The 19155-nt window shown below is 67.3% G+C and carries 17 protein-coding genes; 7 read left to right on the top strand and 10 right to left on the bottom strand.

Annotated elements, in window-relative coordinates; all coding sequences use genetic code 11:
* Positions 1–551 (bottom strand): tRNA (adenosine(37)-N6)-threonylcarbamoyltransferase complex dimerization subunit type 1 TsaB (tsaB, locus tag B2R83_RS21345; RefSeq protein ID WP_292044786.1); only part of this gene is annotated, 551 nt, incomplete at its 3' end.
* 92 nt (positions 552–643) lie between these two features.
* Here tsaB and B2R83_RS21340 point away from each other — a divergent pair.
* Complete coding sequence (locus tag B2R83_RS21340; RefSeq protein ID WP_292044785.1) at positions 644–1063, top strand: thioredoxin family protein; 420 nt, start codon at positions 644–646, stop codon at positions 1061–1063.
* Here the strand turns inward: B2R83_RS21340 and B2R83_RS21335 are convergent.
* Together B2R83_RS21335 and B2R83_RS21330 are read right to left on the bottom strand one after the other, a co-directional pair.
* Positions 1060–3279: a xanthine dehydrogenase family protein molybdopterin-binding subunit gene (locus tag B2R83_RS21335; RefSeq protein ID WP_292044789.1), complete on the bottom strand. Its 2220-nt coding sequence runs from the start codon at positions 3277–3279 to the stop codon at positions 1060–1062. The genes B2R83_RS21340 and B2R83_RS21335 overlap by 4 nt on opposite strands.
* A 76-nt stretch (positions 3280–3355) precedes the next feature.
* Positions 3356–6538, bottom strand: a complete 3183-nt coding sequence (locus B2R83_RS21330) for a bifunctional diguanylate cyclase/phosphodiesterase (protein ID WP_292044784.1) — start codon at positions 6536–6538, stop codon at positions 3356–3358.
* A 178-nt stretch (positions 6539–6716) separates the two neighbouring features.
* On the opposite strand from B2R83_RS21330, the gene B2R83_RS21325 reads away from it, so the two are divergent.
* The gene (locus B2R83_RS21325) at positions 6717–7223 is read left to right on the top strand and encodes a DUF1993 domain-containing protein (RefSeq protein WP_292044783.1); all 507 of its coding nucleotides are present in this window, start codon (positions 6717–6719) and stop codon (positions 7221–7223) included.
* Between the two features lie 32 nt (positions 7224–7255).
* Here the strand turns inward: B2R83_RS21325 and B2R83_RS21320 are convergent, their stop codons facing one another.
* Entirely contained in the window at positions 7256–7465 is a 210-nt protein-coding gene (locus B2R83_RS21320) for a DUF1289 domain-containing protein (protein ID WP_292044781.1), read from the bottom strand.
* Complete coding sequence (locus B2R83_RS21315; protein ID WP_292044779.1) at positions 7446–8015, bottom strand: DUF1415 domain-containing protein; 570 nt, start codon at positions 8013–8015, stop codon at positions 7446–7448. Before B2R83_RS21315 ends, B2R83_RS21320 begins: the two co-directional genes overlap by 20 nt.
* A 325-nt stretch (positions 8016–8340) precedes the next feature.
* Between B2R83_RS21315 and B2R83_RS21310 the strand changes: the two genes are divergently transcribed.
* On the top strand, positions 8341–9684 hold the full coding sequence (locus B2R83_RS21310) for a transglycosylase SLT domain-containing protein (RefSeq protein ID WP_292044776.1): 1344 nt from the start codon (positions 8341–8343) through the stop codon (positions 9682–9684).
* A 386-nt stretch (positions 9685–10070) separates the two neighbouring features.
* Positions 10071–11711 carry a DEAD/DEAH box helicase gene (locus B2R83_RS21305; RefSeq protein ID WP_292044772.1) on the top strand — a complete coding sequence of 547 codons (1641 nt, stop codon included), beginning with the start codon at positions 10071–10073 and terminating at the stop codon, positions 11709–11711.
* A gap of 97 nt (positions 11712–11808) precedes the next feature.
* Here the strand turns inward: B2R83_RS21305 and B2R83_RS21300 are convergent, their stop codons facing one another.
* Positions 11809–12390 (bottom strand): hypothetical protein, encoded by a 582-nt coding sequence (locus B2R83_RS21300; protein ID WP_292044770.1) that lies wholly within the window; start codon positions 12388–12390, stop codon positions 11809–11811.
* 188 nt (positions 12391–12578) lie between these two features.
* Here B2R83_RS21300 and senB point away from each other — a divergent pair, with 188 nt between their 5' ends.
* Positions 12579–13574, top strand: a complete 996-nt coding sequence (gene senB / locus B2R83_RS21295; protein WP_292044766.1) for a selenoneine biosynthesis selenosugar synthase SenB — start codon at positions 12579–12581, stop codon at positions 13572–13574.
* A 1-nt stretch (position 13575) separates the two neighbouring features.
* Positions 13576–14631, top strand: coding sequence for a selenide, water dikinase SelD (gene selD, locus B2R83_RS21290; protein ID WP_292044764.1), 1056 nt, complete (start codon positions 13576–13578; stop codon positions 14629–14631).
* Here selD and B2R83_RS21285 read toward each other — a convergent pair.
* The 4 genes from B2R83_RS21285 to egtD all read right to left on the bottom strand — a co-directional run bounded on the left by B2R83_RS21285 (position 14628) and on the right by egtD (position 18084).
* A complete protein-coding gene (locus tag B2R83_RS21285; protein WP_292044762.1) occupies positions 14628–14819 on the bottom strand; it encodes a hypothetical protein in 192 nt (63 codons plus the stop codon). The genes selD and B2R83_RS21285 overlap by 4 nt on opposite strands.
* Before the next feature lie 132 nt (positions 14820–14951).
* Positions 14952–15890, bottom strand: coding sequence for a YihY/virulence factor BrkB family protein (locus B2R83_RS21280; protein WP_292044760.1), 939 nt, complete (start codon positions 15888–15890; stop codon positions 14952–14954).
* Positions 15887–17113 carry an ergothioneine biosynthesis protein EgtB gene (egtB, locus tag B2R83_RS21275; RefSeq protein WP_292044757.1) on the bottom strand — a complete coding sequence of 409 codons (1227 nt, stop codon included), beginning with the start codon at positions 17111–17113 and terminating at the stop codon, positions 15887–15889. The genes B2R83_RS21280 and egtB overlap by 4 nt, the downstream gene beginning before the upstream one ends.
* The gene (egtD, locus tag B2R83_RS21270; protein ID WP_292044755.1) at positions 17113–18084 is read right to left on the bottom strand and encodes an L-histidine N(alpha)-methyltransferase; all 972 of its coding nucleotides are present in this window, start codon (positions 18082–18084) and stop codon (positions 17113–17115) included. The genes egtB and egtD overlap by 1 nt, the downstream gene beginning before the upstream one ends.
* A gap of 165 nt (positions 18085–18249) precedes the next feature.
* Here egtD and B2R83_RS21265 point away from each other — a divergent pair, with 165 nt between their 5' ends.
* The gene (locus tag B2R83_RS21265) at positions 18250–19137 is read left to right on the top strand and encodes a putative selenate ABC transporter substrate-binding protein (protein ID WP_292044752.1); all 888 of its coding nucleotides are present in this window, start codon (positions 18250–18252) and stop codon (positions 19135–19137) included.
* Positions 19138–19155 lie beyond the last annotated feature (18 nt).

The following is a 19155-nucleotide window of genomic DNA, read 5'->3' as shown; positions in this document are numbered from 1 at the left end:
TCCAGCGCCCCCGCGGCGAAGGCCTTGCCGGCAAACGCTTCCGGGTAAGCCGAGAACCCATTGCCGCAGGCGGCCAGGCCCTCGGCCGGCAGCGGCGCCAGATCCTGCGGCGCACACAGCGCGGGCGCGGCGACCTCGATCCAGGCGCCGCGCGCGGCATCGTGCCGGTACTGCGCCCAATACACTTCGCCCATGCGCGCGTCCAGCACCGCCAGCACCTCGTTCGCCCCGGTACGGGCGCGGCAGGCTTCGGCCATCGCCTCCAGGGTCACCAGCGGCAGCACCAGGAGATTCGCGCCGAAGGCCATGCCCTGGGCCACGCCGCAGGCGGTGCGTACGCCGGTGAAGGAGCCGGGGCCGGCGCCGAAGGCGATCGCGTCGCAGTCGGACAGGTTCAAGCCGGCTTCGCGCAGCAGTTCCTGCACCATCGGCAGGACCGATTGCGAATGGGTGCGCACGCCGGCGGTGGAACGGGCGATGACGTGGTCCCCGTTCAACAGCGCGCAGGAGGCGAGCTCGGACGAGGTTTCAATGGCGAGAATCGTGGACATGCCGGTATTTTACCCCCTCGGCCGGGGGCCTGGCCACGGTCCGGGCGCCCAGCGCACACATTCCCCCGTGAACACACGGTACAATCCGGCTCATGCAAAGCCTGACCCTGGATTCCGACAACCGCGCGCGCATCGCCGCCGCGATAGCGGGCGACGCCCTGACGGTCGCCTGCCTGTGCGCCGCCTGGTGCGGCACCTGCTCGTCCTACCGCGCCACCTTCGAGGAACTGGCCCTGCGCCACCTCGACAAGACCTTCGTCTGGATCGACATCGAGGACCAGGCCGACATCGTGGGCGACCTCGACGTGGAAAACTTCCCAACCCTGCTGGTGCAGCGCGGCGACACGGTCGCGTTCTTCGGCACCATGCTGCCCGACGGCGCCGTGGCCGACCGCCTGGTGCAGGCCCAGGCCGAGACCACGCCGGAAGAGCTGGCGCGCCTGGCCGCGTCCAGCGAGGAACGGCGCGCCTGGCAGCGCGACTGCAACCTGCGCGTCCTGCTCGACGTTTAACTCAGCCGCAGCGGCAGGCTGCGCAGCCGCTGCCCGGTGAGCTTGAACACGGCCGCCGCCACCGCCGGCGCGATCGGCGGCACCGCCGGCTCGCCCACGCCTTCCGGATGCGCCAGGCTGGGCATCACGATGGTGTCCACCACGGGCGCCTCGTGCATGCGCAGCACCGGATAATCGCCGAAGTTCGACTGCTCTACCTTCCCATCCTTGATAGTGATCTCGCCGTGCAGCGCGGCCGACAGCCCGAACAGCACGCCGGACTCCACCTGCTGGGCGACGATGTTCGGATTGACCGCCAGCCCGCAGTCGATCGCGCACACCACGCGGTGCACGCGGATCTGCTTGCCTTCGACCGAGACCTCGGCCACCTGGGCCACCGTGCTGCCGAAGGAGCGGTGCAGCGCCACGCCGTGCGCGCGCCCTGCCGCCGGCTGCCCCGCCTTGGCCACCGCCGCATCGAGCGTCGCCAGCGCGCGCGGATGCTTGCCCAGGAGCGCGCGCCGCATGGCGACCGGGTCGCGCCCCGCGGCATGCGCCACCTCGTCCAGAAACGCCTCCTTGAAGAAGGCGTTGTGCGAATGCCCGACCGAACGCCAGTAGCCGAGCGGCACAGGACTGTCGACGATCACATGGGCGATGCGCTGGTTGGCGATCGCATACTGCATGTCGTACTCGCCTTCGGCGGTGGTCTTGTCCGGCCCCACGCCCGGCAGAGCGAGGTTGCGCGGGAAGTACTGGTGGCCGATGGCGCCGCTGGCGGATTTATTGTCCCAGGCCAGGATCTCCCCCTTGGCGTCAAGGTGGGCGCGGAAGCGCGCCAGCGCCGCCGGGCGGTAGACGTCGTGGGTGGTGTCGTCCTCGCGGTTCCAGACCAGCTGGACCGGTTTCCCATGCATGGCCATAGCGACCGTCACCGCCTGCGCCACCATGTCGGCTTCCAGCCGGCGTCCGAAGCCGCCGCCCAGCAGCATCACCTCGATGTGCACGTCCTCGCGCTCGACGCCGGCCACGCGCGCCGCCACGTCCACCGCGACGCTCGGCACCTGGGTCGAGGCCCACAGGCGGACCCTGGCGCGCCCCTTGACGTACTCGACCTGGGCGGTGCAGTTGACCGGCTCCATGGCCGCATGCGCGAGATAAGGCGCACGGTACTCGGCCGTCACCGTGAGCGCCACCCCGTCCACGTCCTGGCTGCCCGCCTCATGGTAGACGTAGCCGCTTTCATCCTCGAGGGCGCGCGCGAAGTCCTCGAACACGGATTCGCTGGAGAGCTTGCTCGTGTCGCCGACCTGCCACTCGACCAGCAGCGCCTGCGCGGCCTGGTGCGCCTGCCACCAGGTGGTGGCCACCACGGCCACGCCCACGCCCAGGCCGCTGCGTTCGTCCATCAGGCCCGGCATCGGCACCACCTGCAGCACGCCGGGCATGGACTCCACCGCCTTGCCTTCGTGCTTGGTGAGGGTGGCGCCGATCACCGGCGCCATCTTGACGGCCGCGTACACCATGCCGGGCACGCGCGCGTCGATGCCGAAGCGCGCGCTGCCGTCGGCCTTGGCGCGGCTGTCCAGGCGCCCGGCAGGCTTGCCGATCAGGCGGAAGTCGCGCGGCTCCTTCAGGCGCACGTCGGCGGCCTCGATGCCGGCGCCGACCCGCGCCGCTTCGGGCGCCAGCGCGCCGTAGCCGGCGCGGCGCCCGTCGGGATGCAGGACGAAACCGTCCTCGGTACGCAGGCGCGCAACCGGCGCTTGCCACTGTTCGGCCGCCGCCTTGAGCAGCATGGCGCGCGCCACCGCGCCGGCCTCGCGCATCGGCAGCCAGGCATCCTTGACGCTGGTCGAGCCGCCGGTGAACATGATGCCCAGCTCGCGCCCGAGCTTGGCCATCAGCCACTGCGCGCCCTGGCGCGTGCTGCCGCTGTCGTCGGGGTGGAAAGGCAGGTTCTCGCGCAGCACCGTCAGGTTGGCGAAGATCTTGTCGATCGGGGCCTGGGCGATGCGCACGCTGGACAAGGGCAGGTCGAGCTCCTCGGCCACCAGCATCGGCAGCGCGGTATGCACGCCCTGCCCCATCTCGCTGCGCGGCACCACCACCGAGACCGCGCCGTCGGGCGCGATGGCGATCCAGCCGTTCAGGCCGACCGTGTCGCCGCCCAGCGCCAGCGGGCGCGATGCGTGCAGGCGCTGGCGCGGCGGCTGCACGCCCCAGCCGACCAGCATGGCGCCGCCGGCGAGCAGGCCGCCCAGCAGGAAACGGCGGCGCGTGAGCTTGACGCGTGCGCGCGGCGCGCCCGCCTCAGGCTTCGCTTCCTTCGGCTGCGCCGGCTTCGTGCTTCGTTCGATCGTGTCCATGTGCTTGTGTCCGTCCCCAGCGCGACAGTATATCGCCAGCCGCGACCGGCCGGCTGTAGAGGTAGCCCTGGGCCTGGCGGCAGCCGTGCCGCAGCAGGAAGGCGGCCTGCTCTTCGTTTTCCACGCCCTCGGCCACCACCGACAGGTTCAGGCTCTTGCCGAGCTGGATGACGGCCACCGCGATCGCCTCGTCGTTGGCGTCGACCAGGATGTCCTGGATGAAGCTGCGGTCGATCTTCAGGGTCTGCACCGGCAGCTGGCTCAGGTAGGCCAGCGAGGAATAGCCGGTGCCGAAATCGTCGATCGCCAGCCCGACGCCGACCGCGCGCAGCTCGTTGATGTGCTGCAGCGCGTCGGACGTGTTCATGATGACCGACTCGGTCACCTCCAGCTGCAGCCGTCCCGCCGCCAGGCCGGTTTCCTGCAGCACCGCGGCCACCACCGGCGCGATGCTGCCGCGCTCGAACTGGCGCACCGACAGGTTGACCGCCATCTTCGGCACCGCGAGGCCATCCCGGTCCCAGCGCCGCATCTGGGAGCAGGCCTCGGCCAGCACCCACTGGCCCAGCTGGCTGATGAAGCCGGTGTCCTCGGCCACCGGGATGAAGCGTACCGGCGCCACCCGGCCCAGTTCCGGGCTGTCCCAGCGCACCAGGGCTTCGACGCCGACCAGGCTCCCGGTGTCGATCTCGACCTGGGGCTGGTATTCGAGGAAGATCTCCCCCTTCTCGATCGCGCGCCGCAGCAGCGACTCCAGGCGCAGGCGCATGGCGCCCTCGCCGCTCATCGAGGGCGCGTAGAACTGGTAGCCGTTGCGGCCGCGCGCCTTGGCCTGGTACATGGCGACGTCGGCATTGCGGATCAACATGTTCAGATCGGTCGCATCCTGCGGGAACAGGCTGATGCCGACGCTGCCGGTGACGAACAGTTCGTAGCCCGACACGGTGAGCGGCTGCTCGAACAGGGCCATCAGCTTCTCGGCCACGTGGGCGGCGCCTGGACCGCCCACGTCTTCCAGCAGCACGATGAATTCGTCGCCGCCCAGGCGCGCCAGCGTATCGCCTTCGCGCAGGCAGGCGGACAGCTGCCCCGCCACCTGCTTGAGGAGCAGGTCGCCCACATGGTGGCCGAGGGTGTCGTTGACGTTCTTGAAGCGGTCCAGGTCGATGAACAGCACCGCCAGCTGCTGGCCCGCGCGCGCGCAGCGGACCATCGCATGCTGCAGGCGGTCGTGGAACAGCAGCCGGTTCGGCAGCGCCGTGAGCGGATCGTGGTGGGCCAGGTGGTCGAGCTTGTCCTGCGACTGCTTCACCTCCGTGATGTCGCTGAACACGCAGACGTAGTGCGTGACCTCGTCATTGTCGTCGCGCACGCTCGACACGGTGAGCCATTCCAGGTAGCCCTCGCCGTTCTTGCGGGTCTCCCAGCGCTCGCCGCGCCAGAAGCCGGCTTCCAGCAGGTCGCGCCACATCTGCCCGTAGAGCGGATCGTCGTGGCGGCCGGGGCGCGTCAGGCTCGATTGCTGGCCGAGCGCTTCCATCTCGGTGAAGCCCGTGATCTGGGTGAAGGCGGGATTGGTGGCAAGGACGCGGCCGTGCACGTCGAGCACCATGACGCCGTCGGCGATATGCTCGAGCACCGTGGCCGACAGGCGCAGCTTTTCCTCGGCCTGCTTGCGCTCGGTGATGTCGGCGAACACCCAGATGCTGCCCTCGTTCGGGCGCGCGCTGTCCAGCGCGCAGCCGCTCACCAGGAGCCAGAAGCTGCTACCGTCGCGGCGCCGGAACTGGATCTCCTCGCCGGCATCCAGACCGCCCGCGATCTTCGGATACTGTTCCAGCCACAGGCGCTCGTATTCGGCGCGCCCCGGGAACAGGAGCTCGGTCGACCGGCCCGCCAGCTCGGTCTCGCCGTAGCCGAACAGCGCCTCGGCACGCCGGTTGGCCGAGACGATGCGGCGCTCGCGCACGAACAGCACGCCGAACATGACGTTGTCCAGGATCGCACCCTGCTCGGTGAGCAGGGCCTCGATGCGCATTTCGTCATGCTTGCGCTCGCTGATGTCGTAGATGATGCCGTCGACCCGGAATTCCTCGCTGCCCCACTCGCCCTGCGGCTGGCCGCTCTCGAGCACCCAGCGCTCGATGCCGCCGGCGTCGATGATGCGGTATTCGATCTCGTAAGCACTGCCGGCCGCCAGCGCGTCCTTCGCCGCATGGCGCTGCATGCGTCGGTCCTCGGGATGGATGATGTTGGCCCAGTCGTCGGTGGTGGCCAGCATGAAGCGCTCGGCCGGGTAGCCGGAGATCTCCTCGATGGCCTCGCTGACGAAGTCGATGTGGCCGCCCGGGCGCGCACGGAACACGGCGCCCGGCACCTGGGCGACGATGGTCCGGAACTGCTCCTCGCGCCGGCCGATGTCGGCGAACAGCTGGCCGATCGCCGTGCGCATGCGCTCCATCTGGCCGCCCAGGCGCCCCAGCTCGTCGTCGACCGGCAGCGCCAGCGGGGTATCGAAATCGCCGCGGGCCAGCCGGTCGGAGAAACCGGTGAGGGTGCGCAGGGGCGAGAGCAGGCGGCGCCGGATCAGGAGCGCGATCAGGAGCAGCGACACGCCCAGCTGGATCGCCAGCACCAGCGCGTAGTTGCGCTGCTTGGCGCGCAGGTCCTGCAAGGCGAGGTGGTCGCTCATTTCGATCAGCACGTGGCCGATCGTCTGCCCACGGACCACCACGTCGCGCTCGGCGCGGTAGAGACGCTCACCGGGCGGCGCCGGCGAACGGCGGTCGATCACCGCCGCCTGCGCCAGGTCGCGCACCGTGACGCGCACGATGGCCGGGTCGCGCACGAAGGAATCGAGCAGCGAACCCACGGCTTCGACGTTCATGTCCCATAATGATTCCTGCACGCCGAGCGCCAGGGTGTCGGCGTTGCGCTGCACCGCATCGTTCAGGCCCTTGATCGCGGCTTCACGCTCCTGCACGCCGATCAGGAACCAGCCGCCGGCCACCGCCGGCACGGCCAGGCCGACGAATACCACCAGCAGCAGCGCACCGTGGATCGAACGGCCGTACAGCTTGCATAGCCTGGAAGGCAGGTCGCGGAATGAAGAACGTGGCTGGAACATCGGGTGTCGACCTGTTCCCGCCTTCCGGCAGGAATTTACTCAAAGCAATGGGATGTTCGATTATGCATGCCGGATGACCAAGAGTCATCAAATTGCTTATCTACAGCAGGCACTCGTGTCCGGCTGTCGGCAGGACGCGACAAGACTTGTTATGATTGAATCTTTCGGAGGAGAAACTATGAGCCTGTCCATGTATTCCGCTTCGGTCCCCGTATTCCAGAAGATGCTGCGCGCCCTCGCCGGCGTGCTGGAAAAAGCCGAAGCCCACGCCCAGCAGCACAAGATCGAGCCGGCGGCCCTGCTGCAGGCGCGCCTGTTCCCGGACATGTTCCCGCTGGTGGGCCAGGTCCTGATCGCGACCGATTTCGCCAAGGGCGCGAGCGCCCGCCTGGCAGGCGTGGAGGTGCCGCGCTACGACGACACCGAGCAGAGTTTCGCCGAACTGCAGCAGCGCATCACCAAGACCCTGGGCTACATCGAGTCGCTGCCGCGCGCAGCGTTCGACGCGGCCGGCGAACGCGCCGTCACCCACGGCGCCGGCGAGCGAGCGCGCCACTTCGAGCGCGGCGACGACTACCTCACCGGCTTCGTGCTGCCGAACTTCTTCTTCCACGTGACGACCGCCTACGCGATCCTGCGCCACAACGGGGTGCCGATCGGGAAGCGCGACTTCCTGGGCCTCTGATCTATATATAGAGAGAGATAGAGAGAGCGGGTTCAGGTGTTCCGGCGCGGGTAGCCCTGCGCCAGGATCCGCACCCACACCCGCTCCTTCTCCTCGGCGCTCATCGCCACCCACTGCGCCACCTCGACGTAGGTGCGGCCGCAGCCGCGGCAGACTTCGTCGAAGGTGGTCGAACACACCGCCACGCAGGGAGTGTCGGGGCGCTGCGGCGCGCCGGCCGGATCAGCGTGCCGGTCCGACATCGAGCTTGTCCCAGCCTTCGTGGCCGAGCTTTTCCATGGTGTCGATATTCTTCTCGAAGATATCGGAAGCTTCCGGGAAGGCCTCGACCGCGCGGTCGATGCTGTCCTCGCGCAGCAGGTGCAGGATCGGGTACGGCGCGCGGTTGGTGTAGTTCGCGATGTCGTTCGGATCGGTGTCCGCGAACTGGTAGTCCGGGTGGAAGCTTGCCACCTGCAATTCGCCGTCGAGCTGCATGTCCTCGACCGCGGCATCGGCCACGTCCAGGAATTCGTTGTAATCCTCGAAGTCGGTCAGCACGAAAGGATGGATCAGGAGGGTCGTGTCGACCTCCTCGGCCGGGGTGTCGGACAGGTGCTGCAGCTCGTCCATGAGCTGCTCGAGCAAGGCTTCCGGCGTGGTCGCGCTGGACACCACGTAGCGCACCTGCTCCTTCACGTAGACGGACTTGGCGAATGGACAGAGATTCAGGCCGATGACGGCCCGTTCCAGCCAGCGGCGGGTGGCGGAGACGATCGCGTCGTCGTCGGCATTCGGGTTTGCGGTACGCATGGATGGCAAATAATAAGGCGGTAGCAGAAGCCGGATTGTACGCACTCTTTGCGTCCCCTCATAGATTGACACCTTCCGGCGGCTAGGCTAGAGGCAGAACAGATGAGGAAGGCCGGCCCTCCGACGGGCCAGGATCGGCAGCTTCCAGCCGCGATCTGGCACGCATCTCACGGCAATTTCCGTTTTCATGATGTCAATTTACATAAATGAACTCCGGAAATTAATTTGTAACGAAGCACCCGCATGCCTTGACTGACTCGAGCATGACTACGTACACTGCCCCATTGACCAGTACGTCCGTTCTCGGACGCAACATTGGAAAGCGATGCACGACATGATCCGCAAGACCGTAGCGACTGCCGCGCTGGCACTGCTGGCCACCTCCCCGCTCAGTTCTCCGTTCGCTTATGCGATGGACAACGCCCCCGTGGCCGCCGTATCGAATCCGGCCGCGAACGCGCTCAACGCCCGCCCTGCCGCGCCCCTGGCGCCCGGCCTGCTGAAGGTCGACGACTACAAGGAAACCGACGTCTGGGGCCGCATCCGCAGCGGCTACGCCATCCCCGACGTCGACAACAGCCTGGTGGCGCGCCACACCCAGGCCTACAGCGCCCGTCCCGACAGCCTCAAGCGCATCTCCGGCCGCGCCTCGCCCTACCTCTATCACATCGTCCAGGAACTGGAAAAGCGCGGCATGCCGACCGAACTGGCCCTGCTGCCGGTGATCGAATCCGCCTTCAATCCGCAAGCCCTGTCCACCGCCGACGCGGCCGGCCTGTGGCAGTTCGTGCCGGGTACCGGCAAGGACTTCAACCTGAAGCAGAACATGTTCAAGGACGAGCGCCGCGGCGTGCTGGCCTCGACCGATGCGGCCCTCACCTACCTGCAGCGCCTGTACACCATGTTCGGCGACTGGCAGCTGGCCCTGGCGGCCTACAACTGGGGCGAAGGCAACATCCAGCGCATCGTCAAGAAGAACCAGGCGCTCGGCAAGGGCACCGATTTCGAGAGCCTGGCCGAGCTGATGCCGGCGGAAACCCGCAATTACGTGCCCAAGCTGCAGGCGGTCAAGAACATCGTCGCCAACCCGTCGCAATACAACGTGGCGCTGCCGGTCATCGACAACCAGCCCTACTTCACCGCCATCGACAAGACCAGCGACATCGACGTCGCCGTCGCGGCCCAGCTGGCCGAAATGTCGCTCGACGAGTTCCGCGCGCTCAATCCGCAGTTCAAGAAGCCGGTCATCACCGGCGGCGAAAAGACCAAGATCCTGTTGCCGAAGGAAAACGCCGAGAAGTTCCACCTGAACCTGGCCGGGTGGGGCCGCGAGCTGTCGACCTGGACCACCCACAAGATCACCAGTGCCCGCACCAGCATCAGCGCGCTGGCATCGAAGTTCGGCACCACCCCGGAAGTCATCCGCCAGGCCAACAACATCCCGGCCAAGTCGACCATCAAGGCCGGCTCGACCATCCTGGTGCCGAAGGCCTCGGCCTCGCAGGCCGGCGACATCGCCGAGAACATCATCGAGAACGCGGTGGTGGCCTTCGAAGCCGAGCGCAGCCCGCGCGTGAAGGCCAAGACCTCGCGTTACAAAGTCAAGGCGACCGCCTCGTCCAGCAAGCGCATCGCACGCAACACCTCGTCCAAGCGCAAGCAGCGCTGATCCACATCAAGGCCGGCGCTTAGACCGGCCTTGAACCCCTCCCAGCAACGGCCGTCCAGGTGGACGGCCGCGTGCAGACTTTTGTAATCTGATGTATGATGTCGTTTGTGCGCTGCAATAGCAGGTCCGAACAGACAGGATCCAGCAGTTCACCACAGCAGTACAACAAGCAGCATCGCAAGCCTTGGCGACAAACGATCGCCCTTCTTAAAAGCCCTCCCGCCCTGCGTGTCAGCATCCAGACACCGTCCCGGCGCAAAGCTTTTGTGCCGAAATTTCTTTCATTTCTGAGTCATTTCGTAGTGTTGGTTCGCGTTGCTATTCTGCGCTCGTCGTTTCGACACGACACGCGCGATCATGATTGAATTCCGAAAGTAAAAGTACACATGAGTTTTGAAGCACTAGGTTTACACGCGTCGCTCGTCAAGGCAGTAGCAGGCGCCGGCTACACCAAGCCGACCCCGGTCCAGGAGCAAGCCATCCCTGCCGGCATTGCCGGCCGCGACCTGCTGGTCTCCTCGCAGACCGGCTCGGGCAAGACCGCGGCATTCATGCTGCCGGCCCTGCACAAGCTGGCCAACATGGAACCAGTGGCTCCGGCCCGCACCCCGGCGCAGAACGCGCAGTCGGCGCGCGCCCGTGGCGAACGCGTCCGCTTTACCCCGGCCCAGCCGAAGATGCTGGTCCTGACCCCGACCCGCGAACTGGCACTGCAGGTGACCACCGCGACCGAACAATATACTACCGACATGCGCCGCATCCGCGCCGTGTCGATCCTGGGCGGCATGCCGTATCCGAAGCAGATGCAACTGCTGTCGAAGAATCCGGAAATCCTGGTGGCAACCCCGGGCCGTCTGATCGACCACATGGAATCGGGCAAGATCGACTTCTCCCAGCTTGAGATCCTGGTGCTGGACGAAGCCGACCGCATGCTCGACATGGGCTTCATCGACGACATCGAGAAGATCGTCGCTGCGACCCCGGCTACCCGCCAGACCATGCTGTTCTCGGCCACGCTGGACGGCGTGGTGGGCAACATGGCGCGCCGCATCACCAAGGATCCGCAGACGATCCAGATCATGAGCGCGGCCAACCGCCACGAGAACATCGTGCAGAAGGTGCACTTTGTCGACGACCTGTCGCACAAGAACCGCCTGCTCGACCACCTGCTGCGTGACGAGTCGATGGACCAGGCCGTGGTGTTCACCGCGACCAAGCGCGACGCCGACATGATCGCCGACCGCCTGAACATCGCCGGCTTCGCGGCCGCCGCCCTGCACGGCGACATGCACCAGGGCGCGCGCAACCGCACCCTGGACAGCATGCGCCGCGGCCAGGTGCGCGTGCTGGTGGCGACCGACGTCGCCGCCCGCGGCATCGACGTGCCCACCATCACCCACGTGGTGAACTACGACCTGCCGAAGTTCCCCGAGGACTACGTGCACCGTATCGGCCGTACCGGCCGTGCCGGCCGCAATGGTCTCGCGATCTCGCTGGTCAACCATGCCGAGAACATGAACGTGCGCCGCATCGAGCGCTTCACCAAGCAGACCATCCCGGTCGATGTGGTGGAAGGTTTCGAGCCGAAGCGTGCCGCCCCGACCCGTTCGGCCAGCCGTCCGGGCTGGAAGCCGGGCGATGGCCGCAATGCCCACAAGCCGGGCCAGCGCAGCTTCTCCAAGCCGGGCTATGGCGCGCCGCGCGAAGGCGGCTACGGTGACCGTGCCCCGCGTGAAGGCGGCTACGCCCGTCCGGGGGACAGCCGCCCTGCCGAGAGCCGTTACGCCGACCGCGGTCCGCGTGAAGGCTACGGCGCACCGCGTACCAGCGGCTATGGCGACCGTCCGCAGCGTGAAGGCGGCTACCGCCGCGACGCGGCCCCGCGCGAAGGTGCTCCAAGCGGCGCCCCACGCGAAGGCGGCTACCGCGGCACCCGCCCGGAAGGCGCCCGCCGTGAAGGCGGCTACGCCAAGTCGGCGCACCCGCGTTCGGCTGACGGCACCCGCCGCACTTTCGGCGACTACTGATCGTCACACGCAAGACCCGCAGCGCTTCGGCGCTGCAAGAAAAAGCTGCTCACGCAGCTTTTTTTTCGCCCTGCTCCCCGCGCCGGGCGTCAAGGAATCAGTCAGCGTCGCCTTGCCGCCCCACCAGCGCGCGATACCAGAACTGCATTGCCCTCGATGCCACCCGAGTATCCGTGCGGAGGATTTTCGCTTCCTTGTACATCGATTCATAGCCGATTTCGATGTCGATTGCGCGACCGCCGGCAAGTTTCACCATCTCTGCCAGGCAGGCGCTGCTCCCGGCCGATTTCGTCAGGAAGAGGACCGGCTTTTCGTCGCCAGGCCTGAGCGTGGTTTCTCCTTTCGGCCAACCGCTCCCGAAGCACGCAGGATTTGCCTCGGTTGTAGCGATGATCTCGCTCCATCGATCCGCATCGAAACCTTCCGCAGCGACCCCGCCTGAACGAACGGAAAAGGACTTGATGACCGCGGGTCCGAGTCCCTCGTTCGTCATATAAAAGCCATTCTTTCCACCGAGCCCCTCCAAGTAAGGGGTAATTTGCAATATCGGAGCAACGGAAAGCCTATTGTGCTCGCGTCCGATTTCAAGCTGCTGCCACGTAAAGACTGCGGCAAGGATTGAAATGGGAAGTGCCAGCGCTGCAGTAACGGCCTGAACCACGTTATGGTTGATGTTCATCGGTAGATTGTTGTCATGTCGGTAGAAGGAGCCCTCGACTCTAGCGATCGCATCGGCGCAACGCAAATCCGACGAGCAGACCGGGCCGATCCGGTCAAACGCACATCGGCGGCCGGCTTTCCTCGGCAGAACCGGGCAAGACCGCATGCCTCGCATATAATCACGGTCCATTTCTGGAGAAGCCGGCAGTGCGCAAGCGCATCCTTATCGTCAGCCCCGCCGATGTGCGGGACAATAACGGCAATTGGCAGACGGCGAGCCGCTGGGCGCGGTTTCTGGGCGGCCTGGGCGATGTGCAGATCGCGGGCAACTGGTCCCTACACGACGCCGCGCCCGACCTGATGGTGGCCCTGCATGCGCGCCGTTCGGCCGCCTCGCTGGAGGCATTCAGCCGCGCCTGTCCGGAGCGGCCGTCCGTGCTGGTCCTGACAGGGACCGACCTGTACCGCGACATCGCCCTGGACGCCGCCGCCCGCGCCTCGCTCGAGCGCGCCCACGCCCTAGTCCTGCTGCAGCCGGCCGGCCTGGCGCTGCTGCCGGAGGCGCTGCGCGCCAGGGCGCGGGTCATCTACCAGTCGGCGCCAAGCCTGCGTCCCTACCTGCGCCGCGGGCAGGCGCGCTTCGCCGACATCTGCATGATCGGCCACCTGCGCGAGGAAAAGGATCCATTGACCTTCATCCGCGCCGCCGGCATGGTGACCCACCCCGCCGCGCGCCTGCTCCACATTGGCGGCGCGCTCGACCCCACCTTGGGCCAGGCCGCCCTCGAGGCGCAGGCAGCCAACCCGCGCTACCGCTGGCTCGGCGCCCTGCCCCATGCGGCTACGCGCCAGCGCCTGAAACGCTGCCATGCAATGGCCATTACCTCGCGCATGGAAGGCGGCGCCAACGTGATCATCGAAGCCGTGACCAGCGGCGTGCCGGTGCTGGCATCCGATATCAACGGCAACCGCGGCATGCTGGGCGAGGATTATGCCGGCTATTTCGCGCCGGGCGATGCGGCCGCACTGGCCCGGCTGGCCGACCGGATCATCGGCGACAGCGAGTTCGACGCCCTGTTGCGGCGCCAGTGCGCGGCCCGCGCCGCCCTGTTCCTGCCTGGCGCCGAGCAAGCGGCGCTGCGCGACTTGGTGGATAATCTGCTCCTTCACGCGCCCGGCGCGACCACCAACACGAAAGACTAGGATGAGCACGACGACTGACCAACCAATCAAACTGACTTCGTTCTCGCACGGCGGCGGCTGCGGCTGCAAGATCGCGCCGGGCGTGCTGTGCGAAATCCTGAGCAAATCCGCCGGCTTCCCGGTGCCGAAGGAGCTGATGGTCGGCATCGAGACGGCCGACGATGCCGCCGTCTACAAGCTCAACGACGAGCAGGCCCTGATCGCCACCACCGACTTCTTCATGCCGATCGTCGACGATCCCTTCGACTTCGGCCGCATCGCCGCGACCAATGCGATCTCGGACGTGTACGCGATGGGCGGCACCCCGATCATGGCCCTGGCCCTGGTCGGCATGCCGGTCAACAAGCTGCCGCTCGAGACCATCGGCCAGATCATCCGCGGCGGCGAGTCGGTCTGCGCCGACGCCGGCATCCCGATCGCCGGCGGCCATACCATCGACTCGGTCGAGCCGATCTACGGGCTGGTGGTGATGGGCCTGGTGCATCCGTCCAAGATCAAGCGCAATGCCGACGCTCGAGCCGGCGACGTGCTCGTTCTCGGCAAGCCGCTCGGCGTGGGCGTGCTGTCGGCCGCGTTGAAGAAGGATGCGCTGGGCGAAGAAGGCTACGCGGCCATGATCGCCAATACCACCAAGCTGAACAAGCCCGGGCGCCTGCTGGCCGAGATGCCGGGCGTGCATGCCCTGACCGACGTCACCGGCTTCGGCCTGCTGGGCCACCTGCTCGAGCTGGCGCGCGGCGCCGGACTGTCGGCCACGCTGGAGATGGACAAGGTGCCGCTGCTGCCCGGCGTGCTGCAGCTGGCCCAGGACGGCTTCTTCACCGGTGCCTCAGGCCGCAACTGGGATGCCTACGGCAAGGACGTCGACCTCGGCGCCGCCGTCACGCCGGCCCAGCGCGCGCTGCTGACCGACCCGCAGACCTCGGGCGGCCTCCTGGTGTCCTGCGACCCGGCCAGCGTGGACGAGGTGCTGGCGCTGTTCGCCCGCGAAGGTTTCGAGCATGCCGCCGTGATCGGCCGCATGGACGAAGGCGCTGCGCGCATCAGCGTCGCTTAAGCACTATTCCTGCCGGCCGCCAGCGCCTCGGTTTGGCCGCCTTGCTCGCCTGGCGGCGACGGCAACCGGACCGGCGCTGGCGCATGCAGGGACAGCACGACTGCGCTCAGCACCAGCAACACGAACAGCAGCACCACCAGCGCAAGCAAGACCGGCAGCGGAAGGACGATAGCGACTGTCTGGCTCATGGCATCTCCCGATTCAATGGAACTTGCGCGCGCTTGAGCCAAGCCAAGCCGGCCGCGCAAGCCCATACTGTGCCATTGCCATTGATAAAGAAATTGACCGGGCGCAAGCGGTGCCCGTGCAGCGTGGCAGCCTCAGGCAGGCGGCGGCTCGGTATGCATCGGCTCCGGCGGCCGGTCGACCAGTCCGTGCCCGACGCGTTCGTATTCAGCGATCACCTGGGCGCCGAGCAGCAGCAGCGTGGCCGCGATCTCGAGGCTGAACATGACCACGATCGCCGTCGTCATCGAGCCGTACACGAGGTTCACCTGCGACAGGGTCGAGAAATACCAGACCAGCACGCGCCGCGCGATCTCCCACAGCAGCGCCGCGCTGACGCCGCCGATCAGCGCATGCCACAGCGACAGGCGGCCGACCGGCATCACCAGGTAGATCGAGGTCAGCACCAGGATTTCGCCGAACAGCCCGAGCAGGTAGAGCAAGGCGCCCGAGACGCCGCCCAAAGACCACTGGACCCCGAACAGCCAGATGCTCTCTTTCCCCAGCACTTCGAGGGCGCCGGCCACCAGGGTCACGATCATGACGCCGACGCCCAGCGCCAGGATGTAGCAGTACGGGAGCACGGCCGAAACCAGAAAGTGGCGGCGCCGGACCGACACCCGGTGGATGAAGATCACGCTCATTGCGTTCTCCAGCACCGTGAAGGCGAGCGAACTGAAGAACAGCATGGTGCCGCCCAGCACCCAGGTGATCAGCTCGCGGTTCTCGAGGAAGTGCGCCACCTCGTCCACGATCGGCTGCGACTGCCCCGGCACCAGCATGCCCAGGTAGCGCTGCAGGGTCTCGAGCAGCTCGGCCTGTTCGATGAAGTGCGACAGCGCCACCACCGCCAGCATCAGGAAGGGCACGATCGACAGCAAGGCGTAATAGGCGACGGCGCCGGCCAGCAGCAGGCCCTGGTTGGCGCGAAAGCCCCGCATCACCTGCAGGCTGAAGTTGAGCGGGTGCGCCAGGATCCAGGCATTGGCGCGCTGGTCCAGCAGGCGCTCGCGCCAGCTCCTGCGCCGCGTCATCGGGCCAGCCTGATCCCGGTGAACTGCCAGCGCGCCCCGGCCGGGAAGAAGTTGCGGTAGCTGGCGCGCGCATGGCCATCGGGCGTGGCGCAGGAGGAGCCGCGCAGCACGTACTGGTTGACCATGAACTTGCCATTGTATTCGCCGATGGCGCCGGCGGCCGGCGCATAGCCGGGGTAAGGCGCGTAGCTGCTGCTGGTCCACTGCCAGCAGGCCCCGAACATCTGCAGCAGGCCGTCGCCCTCCGCCGCTTCCGGGTGCAGGGCGCCGCCAGCCAGGCTGGCCTGGCGCGCGGCGAATTCCCACTCGGCCTCGGTCGGCAGGCGCGCGCCGCGCCAGCGCGCATAGGCGTCGGCCTCGTACAGCGAGACGTGGGTGACCGGGCGCGCCGGATCGAGCGCCTGCACGCCGTGCAGGGTGAACTCGTTCCAGGCGCCATCGTCCGATCTTATCCAGTAGAGCGGATGCAGGATGTCGCCGCTGCATACCCGGTCCCAGCCTTCGGCCAGCCACAGGGAGGGATCGCGGTAGCCGCCGGCCCGGATGAACTCCAGGTACTCGCCGTTGGTGACCAGGCGCGAAGCCAGCTCGAAGGGTGCGACGTAGGTGCGGTGGCGCGGCAGCTCGTTGTCGAAGCAGAAGCCACTGCCGCCGTAGCCGATTTCGGCCAGGCCGCCGTCGTACTCGATCCAGGCGGTCGGATCCGGCGCCATCCCGGCCTCCATCTCCTGCGGCGAATAGGCCGGGTACAGCGGGTTCTGGGCCAGCAGGTGCTTGAGATCGGTGAGCATCAGTTCCTGGTGCTGCTGCTCGTGCTGCAGCCCGAGTTCGAGCAGCCTGGCGACTTCAGGCCCGGCGCCTGCCGCCAGCAGCCTGGCGACGCGGCCGTCGACGTCCTGGCGGTAGGCGCGCACCTCGTCCAGCGCGGGCCGGGTAAGCAGGCCGCGCCGGGGGCGCGGATGCTTGGCGCCGATGCCGTTGTAGTAGGAGTTGAACAGCACCCGGAAGGCCGGGTGGAAAGGCGCAAAGCCGGGCTCATACGCTTCGAGGATGAAGGTCTCGAAGAACCAGGTGGTATGCGCCAGGTGCCACTTGACGGGGCTGGCGTCCGGCATCGACTGCGCGCAGCAGTCCTCGCTAGATAAGGGCGCGGCGATCTCGAGCGAGCGGCGGCGCACCCGGTCGAAGGCGTGCAGGAGGTCTTCGCGCTGCCCGATGCCCATCAGTGAATCGCCTGTGCGTGGATCACCGCGAACCAGCGCTGCGGATCGGTCCACACGCGGGTGGCCTCGAACCCGGACCGCTCCAGCAAGGCGATCGCATCGGCCTGCTGGTACTTGTAGCTGTTCTCGGTGTGGATGCGCTCGCCCGGCTCGAACACGCGCGAGCAGGCCTTGCCGCCGCAGTTCCAGTGCACCTCTTGGCGGCGCACCGCCTCCAGGTGCATCTCGACGCGGCCGCGCTCGGCCTGGTAGAAGCCGTGGTGGCGCCAGGCGCGGATGTCGAAGTCGGCCCCGACCAGGTGGTTCACGTGGCGCAACACATTCAGGTTGAAGGCCGCGGTGACCCCGAGGGCGTCGTCATAGGCGGCGTCGAGGGTGGCCTTGTCCTTGGCCAGGTCGATGCCGATCAGCACGCCGCCATCGTCGCCGCACTGGGCGCGCAGGCGGCGCAAGAAACCCAGGGCCTCGTCCGGGGTGAAGTTGCCGATCGAGGAGCCGGGGTAGAAGAACAGGCGGCGCGCGGCGCGTACCTGCGCGGGCAGCTCGAAGCGGCTGGAAAAGTCCATGCCCAGCGCTTCCATGTCGATGTGCGGGAAGCGCTGGCGCAGGCGCTCCAGGGCCTCGCACAGGAAGCCGGTCGAGATGTCGACCGCCACGTACTGGGCGGGGTTCAAGAGCGGGAACAGCGCGGCCGCCTTGGCGCAGTTGCCGGCGCCCAGGTCGACCAGCGTCGCCCCAGGGCCGGCCACGCGCGCGATCTCGGCCCCGTGGCGGACGAAAATGGCGGCCTCGGTGCGGGTCGGGTAATACTCGGGCAGTTCGCAGATGGCCTCGAACAGCTTCGAGCCGAGCGCGTCGTACAGGAACTTGGGCGAGATCCAGGCGCCAGGGGCCTGGAGGCCGGCGTGCAGCTCGTCCGCCACATGGGCATTGGCGGCGCGCGGGCGGTCTTGCGTGCAGGAGATGTGCATAAGCGTTATCATTCGTGCCGCCATACCGCCGGATGCGCCATGGCATAGGGTTCAGTTGCTGTTTTTGCCATAATAGCGGATTCCGGATTTTCGCCGTTTCCCGCAGCCGTGCTGCCGTGACGTCCCCGGTTCACCACTTTCTACTACTTAATAAGAATGCCAACCATGACTTCGTACTCGACTTCGCGTGTCCTGAAAACCATGTTCGCCGCTGCTACGGTGAGCCTGAGCTTCGCTGCCGCCGGCGGCGCCCATGCCCAGAACACGCCAGGCGTGCTGCGCGTCTCGGCCATCCCCGACGAAGCGCCGACCGAGCTGCAGCGCAAGTTCGAGCCGCTGGGCAAGTACCTGTCCAAGGCCACCGGCCTGAAGGTCGAGTTCACCCCGGTGACGGACTACGCGGCCTCGGTCGAAGGCCTGATCAACCGCAAGATCGACATGGTCTGGTTCGGCGGCTTCACCTTCGTGCAGGCCAACGTGCGCAGCAAGGGCCAGGTCGTGCCGCTGGTGCAGCGCGCCGAGGACGAGAAGTTCCGCTCGGTCTTCATCACCACCAAGCCGGACATCAACAAGCTGGAAGACCTGAAAGGCAAGACCCTGTCCTTCGGCTCGGAATCGTCGACCTCGGGCCACCTGATGCCGCGCTCCTTCCTGCTGGGCGCGAAGATCAACCCGGACACCGACCTCAAGCGCGTCGCCTTCTCGGGCGCGCATGACGCCACCGTGGCCGCGGTCGCGGGCGGCAAGGTCGATGCCGGCGCCCTGAACATCTCGGTCTGGGACAAGCTGGTGGAAACGAAGAAGGTCGACCCCAAGGCGGTGCGCGTGTTCTACACCACCCCGGGCTACTACGACTACAACTGGACCGTGCGCAGCGACATGAGCCCGGCCCTGCAGAAGAAGATCACCGACGCCTTCCTGGCGCTGGATGCCTCGACCCCGGAAGGCAAGCAAATCCTGGACCTGCAGCGCGCCACCAGGTTCGTCCCGACCAGGACCGCGAACTACGGCGCGATCGAGGCCGCGGCGCGCAACGCCGGCCTGCTGAAGTAATCCGGAGCTGGCTGCTGC

The sequence above is a fragment of the Massilia sp. UBA6681 genome (genome assembly GCF_002454935.1).
Taxonomy (GTDB): Bacteria; Pseudomonadota; Gammaproteobacteria; order Burkholderiales; family Burkholderiaceae_D; genus Telluria; species Telluria varians.
The sequence above is the reverse complement of the archived record's forward strand: the minus strand, read 5'-3'. Positions and strand labels throughout refer to the sequence as shown.

What these genes read in the sequence shown, in the direction of transcription:
- B2R83_RS21340 (WP_292044785.1), top strand. Translation starts at nt 644, where the DNA reads ATGCAAAGCCTGACCCTGGATTCCGACAACCGCGCGCGCATCGCCGCC.
- B2R83_RS21335 (WP_292044789.1), bottom strand. Translation starts at nt 3,279, where the DNA reads ATGCTGGTCGGCTGGGGCGTGCAGCCGCCGCGCCAGCGCCTGCACGCA.
- B2R83_RS21330 (WP_292044784.1), bottom strand. Translation starts at nt 6,538, where the DNA reads ATGTTCCAGCCACGTTCTTCATTCCGCGACCTGCCTTCCAGGCTATGC.
- B2R83_RS21325 (WP_292044783.1), top strand. Translation starts at nt 6,717, where the DNA reads ATGAGCCTGTCCATGTATTCCGCTTCGGTCCCCGTATTCCAGAAGATG.
- B2R83_RS21320 (WP_292044781.1), bottom strand. Translation starts at nt 7,465, where the DNA reads ATGTCGGACCGGCACGCTGATCCGGCCGGCGCGCCGCAGCGCCCCGAC.
- B2R83_RS21315 (WP_292044779.1), bottom strand. Translation starts at nt 8,015, where the DNA reads ATGCGTACCGCAAACCCGAATGCCGACGACGACGCGATCGTCTCCGCC.
- B2R83_RS21310 (WP_292044776.1), top strand. Translation starts at nt 8,341, where the DNA reads ATGCACGACATGATCCGCAAGACCGTAGCGACTGCCGCGCTGGCACTG.
- B2R83_RS21305 (WP_292044772.1), top strand. Translation starts at nt 10,071, where the DNA reads ATGAGTTTTGAAGCACTAGGTTTACACGCGTCGCTCGTCAAGGCAGTA.
- B2R83_RS21300 (WP_292044770.1), bottom strand. Translation starts at nt 12,390, where the DNA reads ATGAACATCAACCATAACGTGGTTCAGGCCGTTACTGCAGCGCTGGCA.
- selD (WP_292044764.1), top strand. Translation starts at nt 13,576, where the DNA reads ATGAGCACGACGACTGACCAACCAATCAAACTGACTTCGTTCTCGCAC.
- B2R83_RS21285 (WP_292044762.1), bottom strand. Translation starts at nt 14,819, where the DNA reads ATGAGCCAGACAGTCGCTATCGTCCTTCCGCTGCCGGTCTTGCTTGCG.
- B2R83_RS21280 (WP_292044760.1), bottom strand. Translation starts at nt 15,890, where the DNA reads ATGACGCGGCGCAGGAGCTGGCGCGAGCGCCTGCTGGACCAGCGCGCC.
- egtB (WP_292044757.1), bottom strand. Translation starts at nt 17,113, where the DNA reads ATGGGCATCGGGCAGCGCGAAGACCTCCTGCACGCCTTCGACCGGGTG.
- egtD (WP_292044755.1), bottom strand. Translation starts at nt 18,084, where the DNA reads ATGCACATCTCCTGCACGCAAGACCGCCCGCGCGCCGCCAATGCCCAT.
- B2R83_RS21265 (WP_292044752.1), top strand. Translation starts at nt 18,250, where the DNA reads ATGACTTCGTACTCGACTTCGCGTGTCCTGAAAACCATGTTCGCCGCT.